Consider the following 14,692-nt stretch of genomic DNA (forward strand, 5'->3'; position numbering starts at 1 on the left):
CGCGCTTCCCGCGCAGGTCACTGCGGGCGGTACCCCGAACGGGGGTACCGCCCGCAGTGCTATCTCATAGATGAGATATGGTCTCGCCCATGGCAGATGACTACCTCTCGCGCATCGGCAAGCTCATCCGTGACGCCCGCAAGCACCGCGGCTGGACCCAGGCGGAGCTCGGCACCGCCCTCGGCACCAGCCAGAGCGCGGTCAACCGGATCGAGAACGGGGGGCAGAACATCAGCCTTGAGATGATCGCCCGGATCAGCGAGGCGCTGGACAGCGAGATCGTCTCCCTCGGCTACGGCGGCCCGATGCACCTGCGGGTGGTCGGCGGCCGCCGGCTCTCCGGCAGCATCGACGTCAAGACCAGCAAGAACGCCTGCGTCGCGCTGCTCTGCGCCTCGCTGCTCACCACCGGCCGCACCACGCTGCGCCGGGTCGCCCGGATCGAGGAGGTCTACCGCCTGCTCGAGGTGCTCAACAGCATCGGCGTGAAGACCCGCTGGATCAACGGCGGCGCCGACCTGGAGATCATCCCGCCGGCCGAGCTGGACCTGGAGGCCATGGACCAGGACGCGGCCCGCCGCACCCGCTCGATCATCATGTTCCTCGGCCCGCTGATGCACCGGGTCGACCACTTCAAGCTCCCCTACGCCGGCGGCTGCGACCTGGGCACCCGCACCGTCGAGCCGCACATGGCCGCGCTGCGCCGGTTCGGCCTGGAGGTCACCGCCACCACCGGCATCTACCACGCCGAGGTCGACCGGGCCGTCAGCCCCGACCGCCCGATCGTGCTGACCGAGCGCGGCGACACCGTGACCGAGAACGCGCTGCTCGCCGCCGCCCGGCACGACGGCATCTCGGTGATCCGCAACGCCAGCCCCAACTACATGGTCCAGGACCTCTGCTTCTTCCTGGAGCGGCTCGGCGTCAAGATCGAGGGCATCGGCACCACCACCCTCACCGTGCACGGCAAGGCCCTGATCGACTGCGACGTGGACTACGCCCCCTCCGAGGACCCGGTGGAGGCGATGAGCCTGCTGGCCGCCGCCGTCGTCACCGAGTCCGAGCTGACGGTGCGCCGGGCCCCGGTCGAGTTCCTCGAGATCGAGCTCGCGGTGCTGGAGGAGATGGGCCTCGACTACGATCGCGGCCCCGAGTACTTCGCCGACAACGAGCGCACCCGGCTGGTCGACCTGACGATCCGCCCGTCCAAGCTGCACGCCCCGATCGACAAGATCCACCCGATGCCCTTCCCCGGCATCAACATCGACAACGTGCCCTTCTTCGCGGCCATCGCCGCCACCGCCCAGGGCTCCACGCTGATCCACGACTGGGTCTACGACAACCGCGCCATCTACCTCACCGAACTGACCCGCCTGGGCGCCAACGTCCAGCTGATGGACCCGCACCGCGTCCTGGTCGAGGGCCCCACCCGCTGGCGCGCCGCCGAGATGATGTGCCCGCCCGCCCTGCGCCCCGCCGTCGTGGTCCTGCTCGCCATGCTCGCCACCGAGGGCACCTCGGTGCTGCGCAACGTCTACGTGATCAACCGCGGCTACGAGGACCTGGCCGACCGGCTGAACTCGATCGGCGCGCAGATCGAGACGTTCCGCGACATCTGAGCGGCCCGGACGTTCTGAACGAGGGAGGCCTCGTCACTCTCCACGGAGGGTGACGAGGCCTCCGTCGTTCCTAGAATTCCGGACATGAAGAGGATGAGCCTGGCGAAGGCCAAGGAGCAGTTCTCCGCCCTGGTCGAGGAAGTCGTCACCACCCACGAACAGGTCATGGTGACCCGCAACGGCGAATCCGCGGTGATCGTGCTCGCGGTCGAGGAGTACGCCTCCCTGATGGAGACGATCGAGATCCTGCGCGACCCCGAGACGATGCGTCGCCTTGCCGAGTCGGACGCCGAGATCGCCCGCGGCGAGGAGATCGGCCAGGAGGAGCTCGCCGCCGCCATGGCGGACCGCCTGCACTGACGCAGACGCATCCCGAAGCCGTCGTTGTGGACGTGGACGTGGACCACCGTCGCGACGCCTACCGCCTCTGACGTCCCCGCAGCCCGTCACTCGTTCGAGCGTTGATTCGACGACACGCCCGAAGCTGTTCCCGCGTCGCCGCTAGCGTCCAACACCCGTGCGGCGGAAGGGCATCGAGGTGGCGGAGCAGGTCGAGGAGCAGGCGGAACAGGACTCGGCGCAACAGGGCGAGGACGAGGTCGCCGACGAGCAGCTCGAGTGGCGCGGCGGGCGGCGGCTCACCGAGGCGATCGAGGCGATCAGCGTCAGCGGGATGGCCCGGCGGCTGCCGAGCCTGGTGTACCGGGCCTTCGCCCTCGCCTGGCGGATCGAGCGCCGGGCGGTGGCCGCGCTGCTGGTCTGCCAGTTGCTCTCCGCCGTGCTCGGGGCGGCCGGGCTGCTGGCCACCACCGGGACCATCGCCGCGCTCTTCAGCCCCGGCGACGTCAACGCCCGGGTGGTGCACGCGCTGCCGTCGATCGCGCTGATCGGCGCCGCCACCGGGGTCCGGGCGCTGCTCGGCCGGGCGATCTGGGCGCTGACCGCGCGGCTGTCGCCGCGGATCGCCCGCGAGGCGGAGCTGACGGTGCTGCGGGCCACCGTCGAGGCCGAGCTCACCGCCTACGACCAGGCCGGCTTCAAGGACGAGCTGGAGGCCGCGGACCGGGGCGCCGAGGTCTGCGTCGACCTCCTCGGGGAGGCCCAGAACCTGCTCTCCTCGGCCGCCTCGATGGTCGGCGCGGCCGGCGTCCTCACCTACCTGCACCCGCTGCTGCTGCCACTGCTGCTGATCGCCGCGCTGCCCGAGGGCATCGCCTCGGTGCGGGGCGCCCGGGTCCAGTACCTGGCGAACCGGGTGACGATCAGCGAACGCCGGCTGATGGGCAACCTGCGTTGGTACATCGCCCACTGCAAGGGCAACGCCGACCAGCTCCGCTCCGACACCATGGGCGACTTCCTGCTGGGCCGCTACGCGGCGCTCGGCGCGCGGATGGAGAAGGTGCTCAACGAGGCGATCTGGCAGGCCACCAAGCTGGCGGTGCTCGGCGCCACCGCCTCCGGCGCCGGGTCGCTGCTGGTGTGGGCGGCGATGCTCTGGCTGGTCGCCACCGGCCGGATGAGCCTGCCCAACGGCGGCGCGGCCGTCTTCGCGCTGCGCACGGTGGCCGGCAGCCTGCAGGGCATGGTCGGGTACGGGGCCGACCTGTTCCGCACCGGCCTCTACCTGGACGACTGGGCGAACTTCCTCGACAAGGCCGGCGGCCAGCGCCTGCAGCGGGGCACCGCCGCCCCCGGCGACCCGAAGACCGTCGCCGTCGAGTCCGTGGTCTACCGCTACCCCGCCTCCGAGCGGACCGCCTTGAACGGCGTGACCCTCACCGTGAACCGCGGCGAGATCGTCGCCCTGGTCGGGGAGAACGGCTCCGGCAAGACCACCCTGGCCAAGCTCCTCTCCGGCCTCTACCTGCCCACCGAGGGCGCCGTCACCTGGGACGGCCGGGACACCCGCGAGCTCGACCCGACCGCGCTGTGGAAGCGCGTCGCCGTCGTCCCCCAGGACTACGCCCGCTGGCCCCTGATCGCCCGGGAGAACATCGACCTGGGCCAACCCACCCCCGAGGGCGAGGCGGCGGTGCGCCGCGCCGCCGCGGCCGCCGGCGCGGACGAGGTGCTGGACGGGCTGCGCAACGGCCTCGGCACGCTGTTGGCGGCGGAGTGGCTCGGCGGCGAGGAGCTGTCCGGCGGCCAGTGGCAGCGGATCGCCCTGGCCCGCGCCTTCCACCGGCCCGCCGGACTCCTGGTGCTCGACGAGCCCACCGCGGCCCTGGACCCCCGCGCGGAGCACCGCATCTTCACCGGCCTGCGCGCGATCGCCGCCGACAAGGCCGTGGTCCTGGTGACCCACCGCCTCACCAACGTCGCCGTCGCCGACCGCATCGTGGTGCTCCACCACGGCCAGGTGCGGCAGAGCGGCACCTTCGCCGAACTGGTCGCCCAGGACGGCCTCTTCCGCGAACTGTGGGAGCTGCAGAACGACCGCGCGGGCATCCCGGCTCCCCGCGTCGGTCAGGCCGGGCGGGTGATCAGTTCCAGCACCTCGGCGGTCGGGCGGACGTCGCCGAAGGAGCGGTAGACGGTGTGCAGGGTGGCGTTGTGGTCCTGGTCGCGGCGGGCGGCGTTGGCGTCGGCGACCATCAGCACCCGCAGGCCCGAGGTGGCCGCGTCGCGGGCCGAGGACTCGCAGCAGACGTTGGTGAGCGTGCCCGTGATCAGGACGGTGTCGATGTTCCGTGCGGTCAGCGCCTGTGGGAGCGTCGAGCGGCCCGGGAAGAAGGCGCTGTACGCGTCCTTCTCCACCACCAGGTCCTCGGGCCGGACGTCGAAGCCGTGCCACGGGCGTGACCGCAGCGGGCCGTCACCGCCGGCGGTGGCGTACAGCTTGCTGACCGCCGGCCCGTAGAACTCCTCGGTGATGTCGAGGAGCGGCGTCCGGTGCCCCGGCACCACCCAGGCGACCAGGCCGCCGGTCGTGCGCAGGGCGGTGGCGAGCCGGTCGATGTTGGGCACGATCCCGCGGGCGTACGGATTCGCCTCGACGAAGAACGGCACCATGTCGACCACGATCAGCGCGGTGCGCGCCGGGTCGAGGCTCTGGTACGCGTGCCGCCGCCCGCGCCGCTCCTCCTGCCGTGCGTACTCCCGCGGCTCGATCCGCCAGTCGTGGATCCTGGTGTCTGCCTGCATGCATGCGTCCCCTCGGTCGGCCGGTGGATGTGGAGAACAGCCTGCCCGGCGGCGGGGGCGCCCATGCCGGAGGCGACGTGCACGCTCTGGCAGAATCGCCGGCATGGCCCTGGAGATGCGCACCCTGTGCGAACGTTGCGAGACCACGAAACTCACCCCCGAAGGGGAGGCGTGGATCTGCTCGTACGAGTGCAGCTTCTGCAGCGACTGCGCCGGGGCCATGCAGCAGGACTGCCCGAACTGCGGCGGCGAACTCGTCCGCCGCCCCCGCCGGCGGGTCGCGGCCGGGTAAGCCGCCTAGGGTTCGATCACGATCCCGGACTCCCTCGCGAGGCCCAGGGCGAGTTCCAGCGCCCCTGGGCCTCGTACCGTTGCTCCGGCCAGGCTGGTGGCGCCGCCCATGTCCAGCAGGGTGCAGGCGTCGAAGACGACGTTCGAGAGCTTGGCGTGCGCCCACTGCGCGCCGGTGAGGTCGCACTGCTCGAACCGGACACCGGTCAGTTCGGCGAACTGGAAGTCGGTGCCCTGGAGGTTGCAGCCGTCGAAGACCACGGTCCGCAGCTTGCAGTACCGCAGCAGGGCGGAGTCCGCGCGGGTGGCGGTGATCAGCACGTCGCGGAAGCTGCCGTTCGACCACACCGCGCACGTTCTCGAAGCGCGACTGCTCGATCTCCACCGCCTCGGCATCGCGTCCGGTGAGGTCGGTGCCGTCGTACCGGGCTCCCTTGACGGTGGCGTCGTCCACCAGGTCGTCACCCGGCATCAGGGCCGGCCGCAGGGCGGGCAGGACCTTCGGGGCGGTAGGCGTGATTTCGCGGGGTGTGGCGGTGGGCATGGTGCGAAGGCTACTGAGAGCCCGCGCAGATAGGCGGTATAGGAGCCCCGGCAGCCACGCGAACGCAGGTCCCGGTGGCCGCGGAGGTGCGACGCTCTGTGATCACCGGAGACCTTTGCCCGTCCTGCCATCATCTCTGCTTTCGGCAGGGATGCCACTGGCGGCGTACCCGGTCTGGGGGATCAGTGGCTCGCTGCCAGCTCACAGACTGTCAGGGGGGTGCCGGCCGTCCCGCAGCGCAGGTGATGAGTGACGTCGTCAGTCCTGTGGCCGCTCGACGACGGGTACGGCGGTGACGGGGTTGTGGCCCGCGGCGACCAGTTGCATGACGAAACCCGCCACTTCTTCAAGCTGCCGGGCGTGCTCGAGTCCGCCTATCACGGCGGGCACGCCGCCGAGGTCGCGGATCAGCTCAGCGGCGATGCCGAGCGCCGCGTCGTCGTCACCGCACATCGCCACGGTCCGCTTCGGTTGTCCCGCCGGCGTCGGCGCCAGCCAGCTCGTCCCCGCGAACAGGTGCAGTGCCTTGACCACGCGGCTGCCTACGGCTCGCTCGGCGATGTGCTGTATCGCCGACCCGCTGGGTGGCTTGAGCAGGCCGGAAGCGTAGTCCAGCGCGTTGGTGCAGTCGATCACGGGCTTGCCTGCCATCGACCCCTCGCCGGCCCCGGCGAGAGCGAGCACGTGGTCGAGTCCCTCCCATGCCACCGCCACGACCACTGCATCGCTCGCGCCGGCCACCTGCGCGGGGATGACCGCTTCGACGGCGTCGCCGAGCCGCTCGGCGATTGCTCGAGCCTTGTCCTGTGAACGGCCTGCGACAAGGACGTGGTGTCCACGTCGCATCCACGCCTCGGCCAGTGCCGAGGCCATCACGCCGGTGCCCAGAATTCCGATACGCACGTCGCTCTCCCAGTTCCTCGAAGGTCCGATGCCTCGCTACGGTAGGGATCCCGGGCCTACCAATCGGTAGGCCCGAATCCGGTAGGAAGAGACGTGTGAACGACCACTGCCCGCCCTTCGCCGCCGACTGTGCCGTGCGCCTCGTCGCTGACCTGATCGCTCACACCTGGGACCCGGTAGTGCTCATGGCGCTGCGAGCGGGCAGGCGCCGCCGGATCGACCTTCTGGGCGGCATTGCGGGTGTCAGTGACAAGGTCCTGACCCAGACGCTTCGCCGTCTGCACGCCAACGGCTTGATCGTACGGGTCACCACGCCGGTCGACCGCTCCGTGGCGTATGAGCTGTCAGAGTTGGGTGGGAGCCTCGCTGACGGACCCCTGGCCGCCCTCGGCCAGTGGGCGATCGATCACGCCGATCAGGTCCTCGCCGCCCAAGAGCACCACAGCACTGGCGTCGGCAACCGGGCAACGCCCACATAGGCGTGCGCTCATGGGCGATGGTTCGGGCGGTTGTCCCAGCGGTGAGTCGTCCACGCTCGGCGGAGCAGGCTCCGGACGGTGATGATCGTATCGGCGAGGTCGAAATAGGCGTCGCTGACCGCGGTTCGGCGTTCGTAGCAGTGTGCGAGCCGGTGGAAGGCGTTCTGCCAGGCGTGGGTGCGCTCGATGTGCCACCGCCGGCTTGCCTGGATCGGCGCTTTCTCGCCCTTGTGCGCGATGCGACCGCGCAGGCCACGCGCGGCCAGCTCGGTGCGGGTCTTGTTCGAGTCGTAGCCGGCGTCCAGGTGCACGGTGATGTTGTCGGGCAACGGCTTGAAGTCCTCCAGCTGGTCCAAGGTGGGAGCGAGTAGCGGGGAGTCGTGGCGGTTCGTTCCGGCCAGGACCCTGCCGAGCGGGATTCCGTAACCATCTGTCATACCTGAGCGCTTCAAGCCCTGTTTGCCGCGATCAACCGGTGAGCGTCCCGCCGCCTCGCCGCCTCCGGGAGCTTTGGTGATGGAGCCGTCGACGGCGATCTGGTCGAGCACGAGACCGACGATCCGGTCGTAGGACTGGAGCGCGATCTGCTTGAGCCGGGCGAAGACGCCAAGCCGGATCCACTCGTCGCGGCGGTTGCGGATGGTGGTCGCCGAGCAGGTCGTGTCGGCGATCGCCTGGTAGGAGCAGCCGAATCGCAGGAGCTGTAGCAGCTTGTCGAACACGATCCGGTCGCTGATGCGGCGGCGGTGGCAACCCAGCGGGTGGGCCGGATCGACTGTAGGGCGTTCGGGTAGCAGCGCCGCGAACTGCTCCCAGGGCGGATCGGTCAGCCACGATGGCAGGACGGGCACAGGTGTCCCCGTGATCATAGAGCGTTTGCACCTCCTTGATCATCCGGATCTGTGCCCGTCTTGTTATCGGGGCTCCCCACGCTGCCTATCTGCGCGAGCTCTGACTCGGCCGGGCCTTGGTGGTGCGCTCCGGTGGCTCGATCGGGTGGGGTGGGCCGGTTCCGGGGCGGGATGTCGGGAGGGTCGCTACCCTCGCAGGTAGGACGCTGCCCAGGCGAAGGAAGGACAGCCCATGACCGCGATGGTTGACCGTCCGCAGATGGCACCCGAGGAGTTCGAGGAGCTCGCCCGCATAGTGGCGAACACCTTCGAAGGGATGCGAGTCGAACTCATCAACGGGAAGCTGAAGGCGAAGCCTGTGCCGGACGGTGACCACGGACGCATCGTCCAGTGGCTGACGCGGATCTGTATCCAGGCACGACCGGAGCTCTGGGTGCATGACCAGGGCCTCAAGGTCGAAACCTATCGGGGTGGACGTGCGCGGCCGGACGGTGTGCTCGCCGCGAGTGATGCCTTCGTCGGTCACGCTGAGTGGGCGCCTGCCGACGCCGTACTCATGGTTGTCGAGATCACTTCGTACGACTCCGACACCGACCGGCGGGATCGGCGGGAGAAGCCGCGTGCCTACGCCGAGACGAACATTCCCGTCTACCTGTTGATCGACCGGGACACGCTCGAGGTCAAGGTCTACAGCGAGCCCGACGGTTCGCAGTACGGGGAGAGCGTGGTCGTCCCGTTCGGGGAGCAGGTGACGCTCCCGGCGCCGGTGGCGATCACCCTGGACACCGAACTGCTGAAGGAGTGGGTGCGGTAAGCGAAGGCCCGGCCGGTGGGTGTGGGATCGGCCGGGCCTTGGCGTTGCGCCGTTCAGAGGGTGGTGGCGAGGGTCAGGAAGGCGCTCCACGCGGCCGGGGTGACGGCGAGTTGGGGGCCGGCCTGGTCCTTGGAGTCGCGGATGTGGACGGTGGTGGGGCACGAGGCGACCTCGATGCACTCGCCGCCTTCGCTGCCGCTGTAGCTGCTCTTGTGCCAGGCGACGGCGACCTCGATGCACTCGCCGCCCTCGGCGCCGCTGTAGCTGCTCTTGAACCAGATGAGTTCGGACGCTTCGGTGCTCATAGCTCTCCCAGCATCTTCGTGACCAGAGTCTGCGACTCCCTAGGAGTGAGAGCCTGCGATCGGATAGTCCCATACTTCGCAGCGAGCAGCCGGACGTCGTCGAACTCAGTGATCAAGTGACCGACTCCTTGCACCTCGGTATAAGCAATCTGAGGGCCCTTCTTGGGCGTAAGCAGCGTGAACGGACCATCGACGCCGCCGTGGTCTTGGCAGCTGGTCGGCATGATCTGCAGTTCACCGTTGCGCAGTTGGCTGAATGCCAGAAGGTTCTGAAGCTGACCCTTCTGGACCTCCTTGCCGCCGATCGGACGCTGGAGTACCGACTCCTCGATGATGCAGCTGAGCATCGCCGGAGGCCAACGATTGGCCAGAGCCTCCTGTCGCGCTAGTCGTGCCGCGACTCGTTGCTCGATGGTCTTTTCATCCAGCAGCGGGCGGCCGGTGGTGAAGATGTGTCGGGCGTAGGCAGGTGTCTGAAGCAGGCCGGGGATGACCAGCGTGCTGTAGAAGCTGATCTCAACGGCGTCCGACTCCAGCCCTGCGTACCCCCGGAAGAACGCAGGATGCTTCGCCCTCTCCCTCGCCTTCTCCTTCGCCTTCTTCGCGTCCTCCGCTGCGGCCTTCAGCAGCCCGCCCGCCTTCAGCAGCTCGTCCGCCGCCTCCAGGAACTCCGGCTGCACGTTGCGCCGACCCCTCTCGATGGACGAGATGAGGTCCTCGCCGTACTGCATCCGCTGCGCGAACTCCTTCTGCGTCCACCCCTGCCGTTCGCGCAGCAGCTTCAGCTGTCTCCCGATCGTGCTGAAGAACTGCTGGACCTCGTCCGGCTCCTGCTCTTCCGGCAGGACCGCCTCGCCCTCGTCCTGTTCCGTCACCGTGACCACCGCCCGCTAGCCGATAACGCTCCGTACCTGCCTGAGTACAAATCAGCGTATGCATGCCACGCCACCCCCATGCACGAAATGCCATATTCGGCCATGAAAATCCGTTCGCCCCCACCGCACGCGCCCGCTATACAGTCCCCGTGCCCACCCCGTTCCTCCTGCGCCCCGTCGTCGCCCACGAGTTCGACGCCTGGGCCCGCGTGATCGCCAACACCTACAACGAGGACCTCACCCCCGACGCCCTCCGCCGGGAACGCGCAGCCACCGAACTCGCCCGCACCCTGGGCGCGTTCGACGACGGCGCCCCCGTCGGTGGCACCGCCGCCCGTGCCCGCATGCTCACCGTGCCCGGGGCCGTCGTCCCCGTCGCGGGGGTGACCTGCGTCGGGGTCGCCCCCACCCACCGGCGGCGGGGGATCCTCACCGCGCTGATGCGCCGGCAGCTGGCCGACCTGCACGAGAGCGGTGCCGAGCCGCTCGCCGTGCTGCGCCCCTCCGAGGCGGGCATCTACGGTCGGTTCGGCTACGGCCTGGCCACCCGTGGTGCCCAACTCCGCTGCGACAAACGCGCAATGGTCTTCCGCCCCGACGTGGACTTCGGCACCGGCAGTATCCGCCTGCTGGACCACAAGAAGGCCCGCCCGCTCCTCGAGCAGGTCTACGAGCAGGCGCACCAGCGCACCGTCGGCTGGCCGGCCCGGAAGGCCTTCGCCTGGAACGAACGACTGCTCGACGACGACGCCGCCCGCGACGGCGCCACCGCGCTGCGCTTCGCCGTGCACCACGAGGCGGACGGCACGGCCACCGGCTACGCGCTGTACCGGGTGCACAGCGGCCGGGACGTCCTCGGCAACAACGCGAGCACTGTCCGCGTGATTGAGCTGGCCGCCCTCTCCCACCCGGCCCACGCCGCGCTCTGGCGCTACCTGGCCGGAATCGACCTGGTCCCCTGGCTGGAGTGCGAGGCGGCGGTCGACGAGCCGCTGCCGCACCTGCTGGTCGACGCCCGCGCGGTGCGCTCCAGTGAGGTGGACCGACTCTGGGTGCGCCTGGTGGACGTGCCCCGCGCGCTCGCCGCGCGGCGGTACGCGGTGCCGCTGGACGTGGTCGTCGCGGTGGCGGACGCGTTCTGCCCCTGGAATACCGGCCACTACCGCCTCCGCGCCGAGTCCCCCGAAGCCCCCGCCGCCTGCACCCGCAGTACGGCCGAGCCCGATCTCCGGCTCACCGTCGCCGAGCTCGGCGCGGCCTACCTGGGCGGCACCACGCTGGCCACCCTCGCCGCCGCCGGCCGGGTCGAGGAGCTGCGCCCGGGGGCGCTGGCCCGCACCAGCACCGCCTTCCGCGGCGAGCGCGAGCCGTGCTACCCGGGCGGTGCGGCCTTCCCGGCGTTCTGAGGTCAAATTTCTTCGTGGATACCCCCGCTTCAGCCGGGGGAGCGAAATTCCCGCGTAGCGGGACCGGGATGGCCAGACTGCCGCCAGGGCGGTATGGCGTCTCGGAAGGCGATCACCCGCAGGTGGTCACACAGATGAGTGTTACCGTGTGTGTCGTGACGGTCACTCAGGTGAAGCGGGCTTTCAAGTTCCGCTCCTATCCGACCGATGCGCAGGCGGCTGAGCTGTCGCGTACGTTCGGTTGTGTGCGGCTTGTCTACAACAAGGCGCTGGCAGCCCGGTCCGAGGCGTGGACGATGCGGCAGGAGCGGGTGAACTACAACCAGACGTCGGCGATGCTGACGGCGTGGAAGAAGACCGAGGAACTGGCGTTCCTCTCCGAGGTCTCCTCCGTTCCGCTCCAACAGGCGCTCCGGCACCTGCAAGGGGCGTTCTCCAACTTCTGGCACAGACGGGCGAAGTACCCCCGGTTCAAGTCGAAGAAGAGATCCCACGACAGCGCCGAGTACACCGCCTCCGCGTTCCGCTACCGGGACGGCCGCCTCACGCTGGCCAAGATGACCGAACCGCTGGACATCATGTGGTCCCGGGAACTGCCCGCGGGGCAGCCGCCGTCCACGGTCACCATCAGCCGGGATGCGGCCGGACGGTGGTTCATCTCGATGCTGTGCGATGACCCGACCGTCAAGCCCCTGCCGTCCGCGGGCACGGCGGTGGGCATCGACGCAGGGACTTCCTGCACCAGCTCACCACTCGGCTCGTCCGCGAAAACCAAACGGTCGTGATCGAGGACCTGACGGTCCGCAACCTGCTCAAGAACCACAAGCTCGCCCGCGCGATCAGCGACGCGAGCTGGAGCGAGCTGCGAACCATGCTGGAATACAAATGTGCCTGGTACGGCCGCGACCTGGTCACCATCGACCGGTGGTTCCCCAGCTCCAAGCTGTGCTCGGCCTGCGGAGTGATCCGCGACACGATGCCCCTGAGCATCCGCGAGTGGACGTGCGACTGCGGAGCGGTCCACGACCGGGACGTGAACGCGGCGAAGAACATCCTGGCCGCCGGGCTGGCGGCAGCAGCCTGTGGAGGCGGCGTAAGACCGCAACGGAGTGCTCCGGGCGGGCGGTCGTCGGTGAAGCAGGAAGTCGTCCCACCGCCGCGCTCACGCGCCGCGGCTCAGCCGCGAGGCTGAGGGGAATCCCCCTCCACAGGCGGGGGAGGAAGTCAAGACCGTGAAAGATGCACGGCAGTCCGAGGTCACCAAGGGAACCGACGCGCCGGTTGCGGTGGAGCGCGTGACGACGGCCCTGACCCCGCGGTCCCGCGAGGCGATCCAGGAGATCGTCGCCCTGGAGTCGGTGAACAAGACCGACGCCGTCAACCGGGCCCTGATCGTCTACGCCTACCTGCTCAAGCGCGGCGAGAGCAGTGATCTGCTGCTCCGCAACCAGCAGACCGGTGAAGTGGAGACCCTGCGGTTCCTCTGACCCGGGCGGGGTTCACCGGCCCACGGCCAGGGCGGCGGCCCGGCCGGGTCACCCCGACCGGGCCGCCGCCCTGGTCCACTCCCACAGCTGCCCACTCCCACAGCCGCCCGGTCACACGTCCCGGTCACACGTCCCGGCGGCGGACCACCAGCAGCGGGACGACCACCGCCGCGAGCGACCAGACCAGCAGCGCCACCCAGGACCCGTCGATGGTGGCCGGGTACTTCCCGCCCAACTGGGCCCGCGAGCCGACGAAGGCGAGGCGCTCCCAGGCCGGGATCGGCAGCGCGTTGTAGGCGTCCGTGACCCACCGCTTGTCGGGCGCGTTCACCAGGTTCGGCAGCAGCAGGAGCACGGCGGTGACCGCGATCATCGTGGTGGCGCTGTGCCGGATCAGCGCGCCGAGGCCGAAGCCGACCAGGGCACAGACCACCGGCAGCGCCGCGGAGGCCAGCACGCAGCGCAGCACGCCCTCGCGGGAGAGCGAGACCCCCTGGTGGTGCTCCGACATGATCGCCTGCACCAGGAAGAACGACCCGAACGACATCACCAGGCCCGCCGCCGACATCAGCGCCGTCAGCACCGCCGCCTTGGCGGCCAGCACCGAGCGGCGGGCCGGCACGGCGGCGAAGGTGGTGCGGATCATCCCGGTGCTGTACTCGCCGACGATCGCGATCGCCCCGATCGCCCCGGCCAGCAGCGCGGTGATCCAGCCGGCGTTGCTGGTGTAGCAGTCGCGCATCACCCAGTACGGGCTGAAGTAGTGCTCCTTGAGGTCCTGCGAGTAGTGCGCGTAGTTGGCCATGTCGGACCGGGCGGCGTTGCCGTTGGCGAGCAGCGCCGCGAGCAGCAGGCCGCCCAGCGCCCAGCGGATCGAGCGCAGCGACCAGAGCTTGGTCCACTCGGCGGCGAGCAGGTCGCGGAACCGGGGGCGCGGCTCGGCGCGGCCGGGTGCGGCGGCGGTGCCGGTCACGGGAGCGGCCGTCATGGTGGTGGTCACTTCTCCTCCCCGGCGAGGTACTCGACGCTGTCGGCGGTCAGTTCCATGAAGGCCTGCTCCAATGAGGCTTGCCGGGTGGCCAGTTCGGCCAGCCGCAGGTGGTTGTCGTAGGCGAGCTCGCTGATCCGGTCGGCGTCCAGTCCGCCGACCGACAACCGGTCGGGGCCGGCGGCCTCGACCGTGGCGCCCGCGGCGGTGAGCAGCCCGGCGAACTCGGCGGCCCGGTCGGTGCGCACCAGCACCCGGCTGCCACCGGCCCGGGCGGCGAACTCGGCGATCGAGGCGTCCGCGATCAGCTCGCCGCGGCCGATCACGATCAGCCGGTCCGCGGTGCTCTCCATCTCGCTCATCAGGTGGCTGGAGACGAAGACCGTGCGGCCCTCGGCGGCCAGCCGGCGGAAGAGCGTGCGCACCCAGAGCACGCCCTCCGGGTCCAGGCCGTTGAACGGCTCGTCGAAGAGCAGCACCGGCGGGTCGCCGAGCAACGCACTGGCGATCCCGAGGCGTTGGCGCATGCCCAGCGAGAACCCGCCGATCCGCCGGCCCGCCGCGCCGGCCAGACCGACCTCGGTGAGCACCTCGCCCACCCGGGAGCGCGGGATCCGGTTGCTCTGCGCCAGCGCGGTCAGGTGGGCCCGGGCGGTGCGCCCGCCGTGCACCTCGCTCGCGTCGAGCAGCGCGCCGACGTGCCGCAGGCCGCGCGGGTGGTGCAGGAACGGGCGGCCGCTGACGGTCGCGGTGCCGCTGGTCGGGGCGTGCAGGCCGAGCAGCAGGCGCAGTGTGGTGCTCTTGCCGGCGCCGTTGGGGCCGAGGAACCCGGTGACGTGGCCCGGGCGGACGGTGAAGGTCAGTCCGTCGACGGCGGTCTTGCGGCCGTAACGCTTCGTCAGGTCGTGTGCTTCGATCACGGGGACCACACTGGCCCGCGGCGGGGTGCCCGCACATGCGGCCGGCGGCCACAACCGGCGGGCCCG

16 protein-coding genes and 1 pseudogene are annotated in these 14,692 nt (G+C 70.2%); 9 read left to right on the top strand and 8 right to left on the bottom strand.

Annotation, left to right across the window (positions count from 1 at the left end; translation table 11 throughout):
• Positions 1 to 89: 89 nt before the first annotated feature.
• The 3 genes from ACQRUO_RS07270 to ACQRUO_RS07280 all read left to right on the top strand — a co-directional run bounded on the left by ACQRUO_RS07270 (position 90) and on the right by ACQRUO_RS07280 (position 4,152).
• Complete coding sequence (locus tag ACQRUO_RS07270; protein ID WP_428314914.1) at positions 90 to 1,619, top strand: helix-turn-helix domain-containing protein; 1,530 nt, start codon at positions 90 to 92, stop codon at positions 1,617 to 1,619.
• 84 nt (positions 1,620 to 1,703) lie between these two features.
• On the top strand, positions 1,704 to 1,979 hold the full coding sequence (locus ACQRUO_RS07275; protein ID WP_428314915.1) for a type II toxin-antitoxin system Phd/YefM family antitoxin: 276 nt from the start codon (positions 1,704 to 1,706) through the stop codon (positions 1,977 to 1,979).
• A gap of 157 nt (positions 1,980 to 2,136) precedes the next feature.
• A complete protein-coding gene (locus tag ACQRUO_RS07280) occupies positions 2,137 to 4,152 on the top strand; it encodes an ABC transporter ATP-binding protein (RefSeq protein WP_428314916.1) in 2,016 nt (671 codons plus the stop codon).
• Here the strand turns inward: ACQRUO_RS07280 and ACQRUO_RS07285 are convergent.
• Positions 4,086 to 4,763: an isochorismatase family protein gene (locus ACQRUO_RS07285; RefSeq protein WP_428314917.1), complete on the bottom strand. Its 678-nt coding sequence runs from the start codon at positions 4,761 to 4,763 to the stop codon at positions 4,086 to 4,088. The genes ACQRUO_RS07280 and ACQRUO_RS07285 overlap by 67 nt on opposite strands.
• A gap of 103 nt (positions 4,764 to 4,866) precedes the next feature.
• Between ACQRUO_RS07285 and ACQRUO_RS07290 the strand changes: the two genes are divergently transcribed.
• On the top strand, positions 4,867 to 5,055 hold the full coding sequence (locus tag ACQRUO_RS07290) for a DUF1272 domain-containing protein (protein ID WP_428314918.1): 189 nt from the start codon (positions 4,867 to 4,869) through the stop codon (positions 5,053 to 5,055).
• 5 nt (positions 5,056 to 5,060) lie between these two features.
• Here ACQRUO_RS07290 and ACQRUO_RS07295 read toward each other — a convergent pair whose 3' ends face one another.
• A complete protein-coding gene (locus ACQRUO_RS07295; protein WP_428314919.1) occupies positions 5,061 to 5,402 on the bottom strand; it encodes a pentapeptide repeat-containing protein in 342 nt (113 codons plus the stop codon).
• Positions 5,403 to 5,856: 454 nt separating this feature from the next.
• Positions 5,857 to 6,501, bottom strand: coding sequence for an NADPH-dependent F420 reductase (locus ACQRUO_RS07300; protein ID WP_428314920.1), 645 nt, complete (start codon positions 6,499 to 6,501; stop codon positions 5,857 to 5,859).
• A 95-nt stretch (positions 6,502 to 6,596) separates the two neighbouring features.
• Between ACQRUO_RS07300 and ACQRUO_RS07305 the strand changes: the two genes are divergently transcribed.
• The gene (locus ACQRUO_RS07305) at positions 6,597 to 6,980 is read left to right on the top strand and encodes a winged helix-turn-helix transcriptional regulator (RefSeq protein WP_428314921.1); all 384 of its coding nucleotides are present in this window, start codon (positions 6,597 to 6,599) and stop codon (positions 6,978 to 6,980) included.
• Positions 6,981 to 6,988: 8 nt separating this feature from the next.
• On the opposite strand, the gene ACQRUO_RS07310 is transcribed toward ACQRUO_RS07305, so the two are convergent.
• On the bottom strand, positions 6,989 to 7,831 hold the full coding sequence (locus ACQRUO_RS07310; protein WP_428314922.1) for an IS5 family transposase: 843 nt from the start codon (positions 7,829 to 7,831) through the stop codon (positions 6,989 to 6,991).
• A 232-nt stretch (positions 7,832 to 8,063) separates the two neighbouring features.
• Here ACQRUO_RS07310 and ACQRUO_RS07315 point away from each other — a divergent pair, with 232 nt between their 5' ends.
• On the top strand, positions 8,064 to 8,645 hold the full coding sequence (locus ACQRUO_RS07315) for a Uma2 family endonuclease (RefSeq protein WP_428314923.1): 582 nt from the start codon (positions 8,064 to 8,066) through the stop codon (positions 8,643 to 8,645).
• A 53-nt stretch (positions 8,646 to 8,698) separates the two neighbouring features.
• Here the strand turns inward: ACQRUO_RS07315 and ACQRUO_RS07320 are convergent, their stop codons facing one another.
• Both ACQRUO_RS07320 and ACQRUO_RS07325 read right to left on the bottom strand, forming a co-directional pair.
• On the bottom strand, positions 8,699 to 8,950 hold the full coding sequence (locus ACQRUO_RS07320; RefSeq protein ID WP_428314924.1) for a DUF397 domain-containing protein: 252 nt from the start codon (positions 8,948 to 8,950) through the stop codon (positions 8,699 to 8,701).
• The gene (locus tag ACQRUO_RS07325) at positions 8,947 to 9,825 is read right to left on the bottom strand and encodes a helix-turn-helix domain-containing protein (protein WP_428314925.1); all 879 of its coding nucleotides are present in this window, start codon (positions 9,823 to 9,825) and stop codon (positions 8,947 to 8,949) included. The genes ACQRUO_RS07320 and ACQRUO_RS07325 overlap by 4 nt, the downstream gene beginning before the upstream one ends.
• A gap of 149 nt (positions 9,826 to 9,974) precedes the next feature.
• Between ACQRUO_RS07325 and ACQRUO_RS07330 the strand changes: the two genes are divergently transcribed.
• The 3 genes and pseudogenes from ACQRUO_RS07330 (at position 9,975) to ACQRUO_RS07340 (ending at position 12,718) form a co-directional block, all read left to right on the top strand.
• Positions 9,975 to 11,231: a GNAT family N-acetyltransferase gene (locus ACQRUO_RS07330; RefSeq protein WP_428314926.1), complete on the top strand. Its 1,257-nt coding sequence runs from the start codon at positions 9,975 to 9,977 to the stop codon at positions 11,229 to 11,231.
• A 134-nt stretch (positions 11,232 to 11,365) separates the two neighbouring features.
• A pseudogene (locus ACQRUO_RS07335) lies at positions 11,366 to 12,423 on the top strand (RNA-guided endonuclease InsQ/TnpB family protein).
• Positions 12,424 to 12,526: 103 nt separating this feature from the next.
• The gene (locus ACQRUO_RS07340; protein WP_428314927.1) at positions 12,527 to 12,718 is read left to right on the top strand and encodes a hypothetical protein; all 192 of its coding nucleotides are present in this window, start codon (positions 12,527 to 12,529) and stop codon (positions 12,716 to 12,718) included.
• A gap of 124 nt (positions 12,719 to 12,842) precedes the next feature.
• On the opposite strand, the gene ACQRUO_RS07345 is transcribed toward ACQRUO_RS07340, so the two are convergent.
• Positions 12,843 to 13,718, bottom strand: a complete 876-nt coding sequence (locus ACQRUO_RS07345; protein ID WP_428314928.1) for an ABC transporter permease — start codon at positions 13,716 to 13,718, stop codon at positions 12,843 to 12,845.
• On the bottom strand, positions 13,715 to 14,626 hold the full coding sequence (locus ACQRUO_RS07350) for an ABC transporter ATP-binding protein (protein WP_428314929.1): 912 nt from the start codon (positions 14,624 to 14,626) through the stop codon (positions 13,715 to 13,717). The genes ACQRUO_RS07345 and ACQRUO_RS07350 overlap by 4 nt, the downstream gene beginning before the upstream one ends.
• Positions 14,627 to 14,692 lie beyond the last annotated feature (66 nt).

It is taken from the genome of Kitasatospora sp. LaBMicrA B282 (genome assembly GCF_050325825.1).
Classification (GTDB): Bacteria; Actinomycetota; Actinomycetes; order Streptomycetales; family Streptomycetaceae; genus Kitasatospora.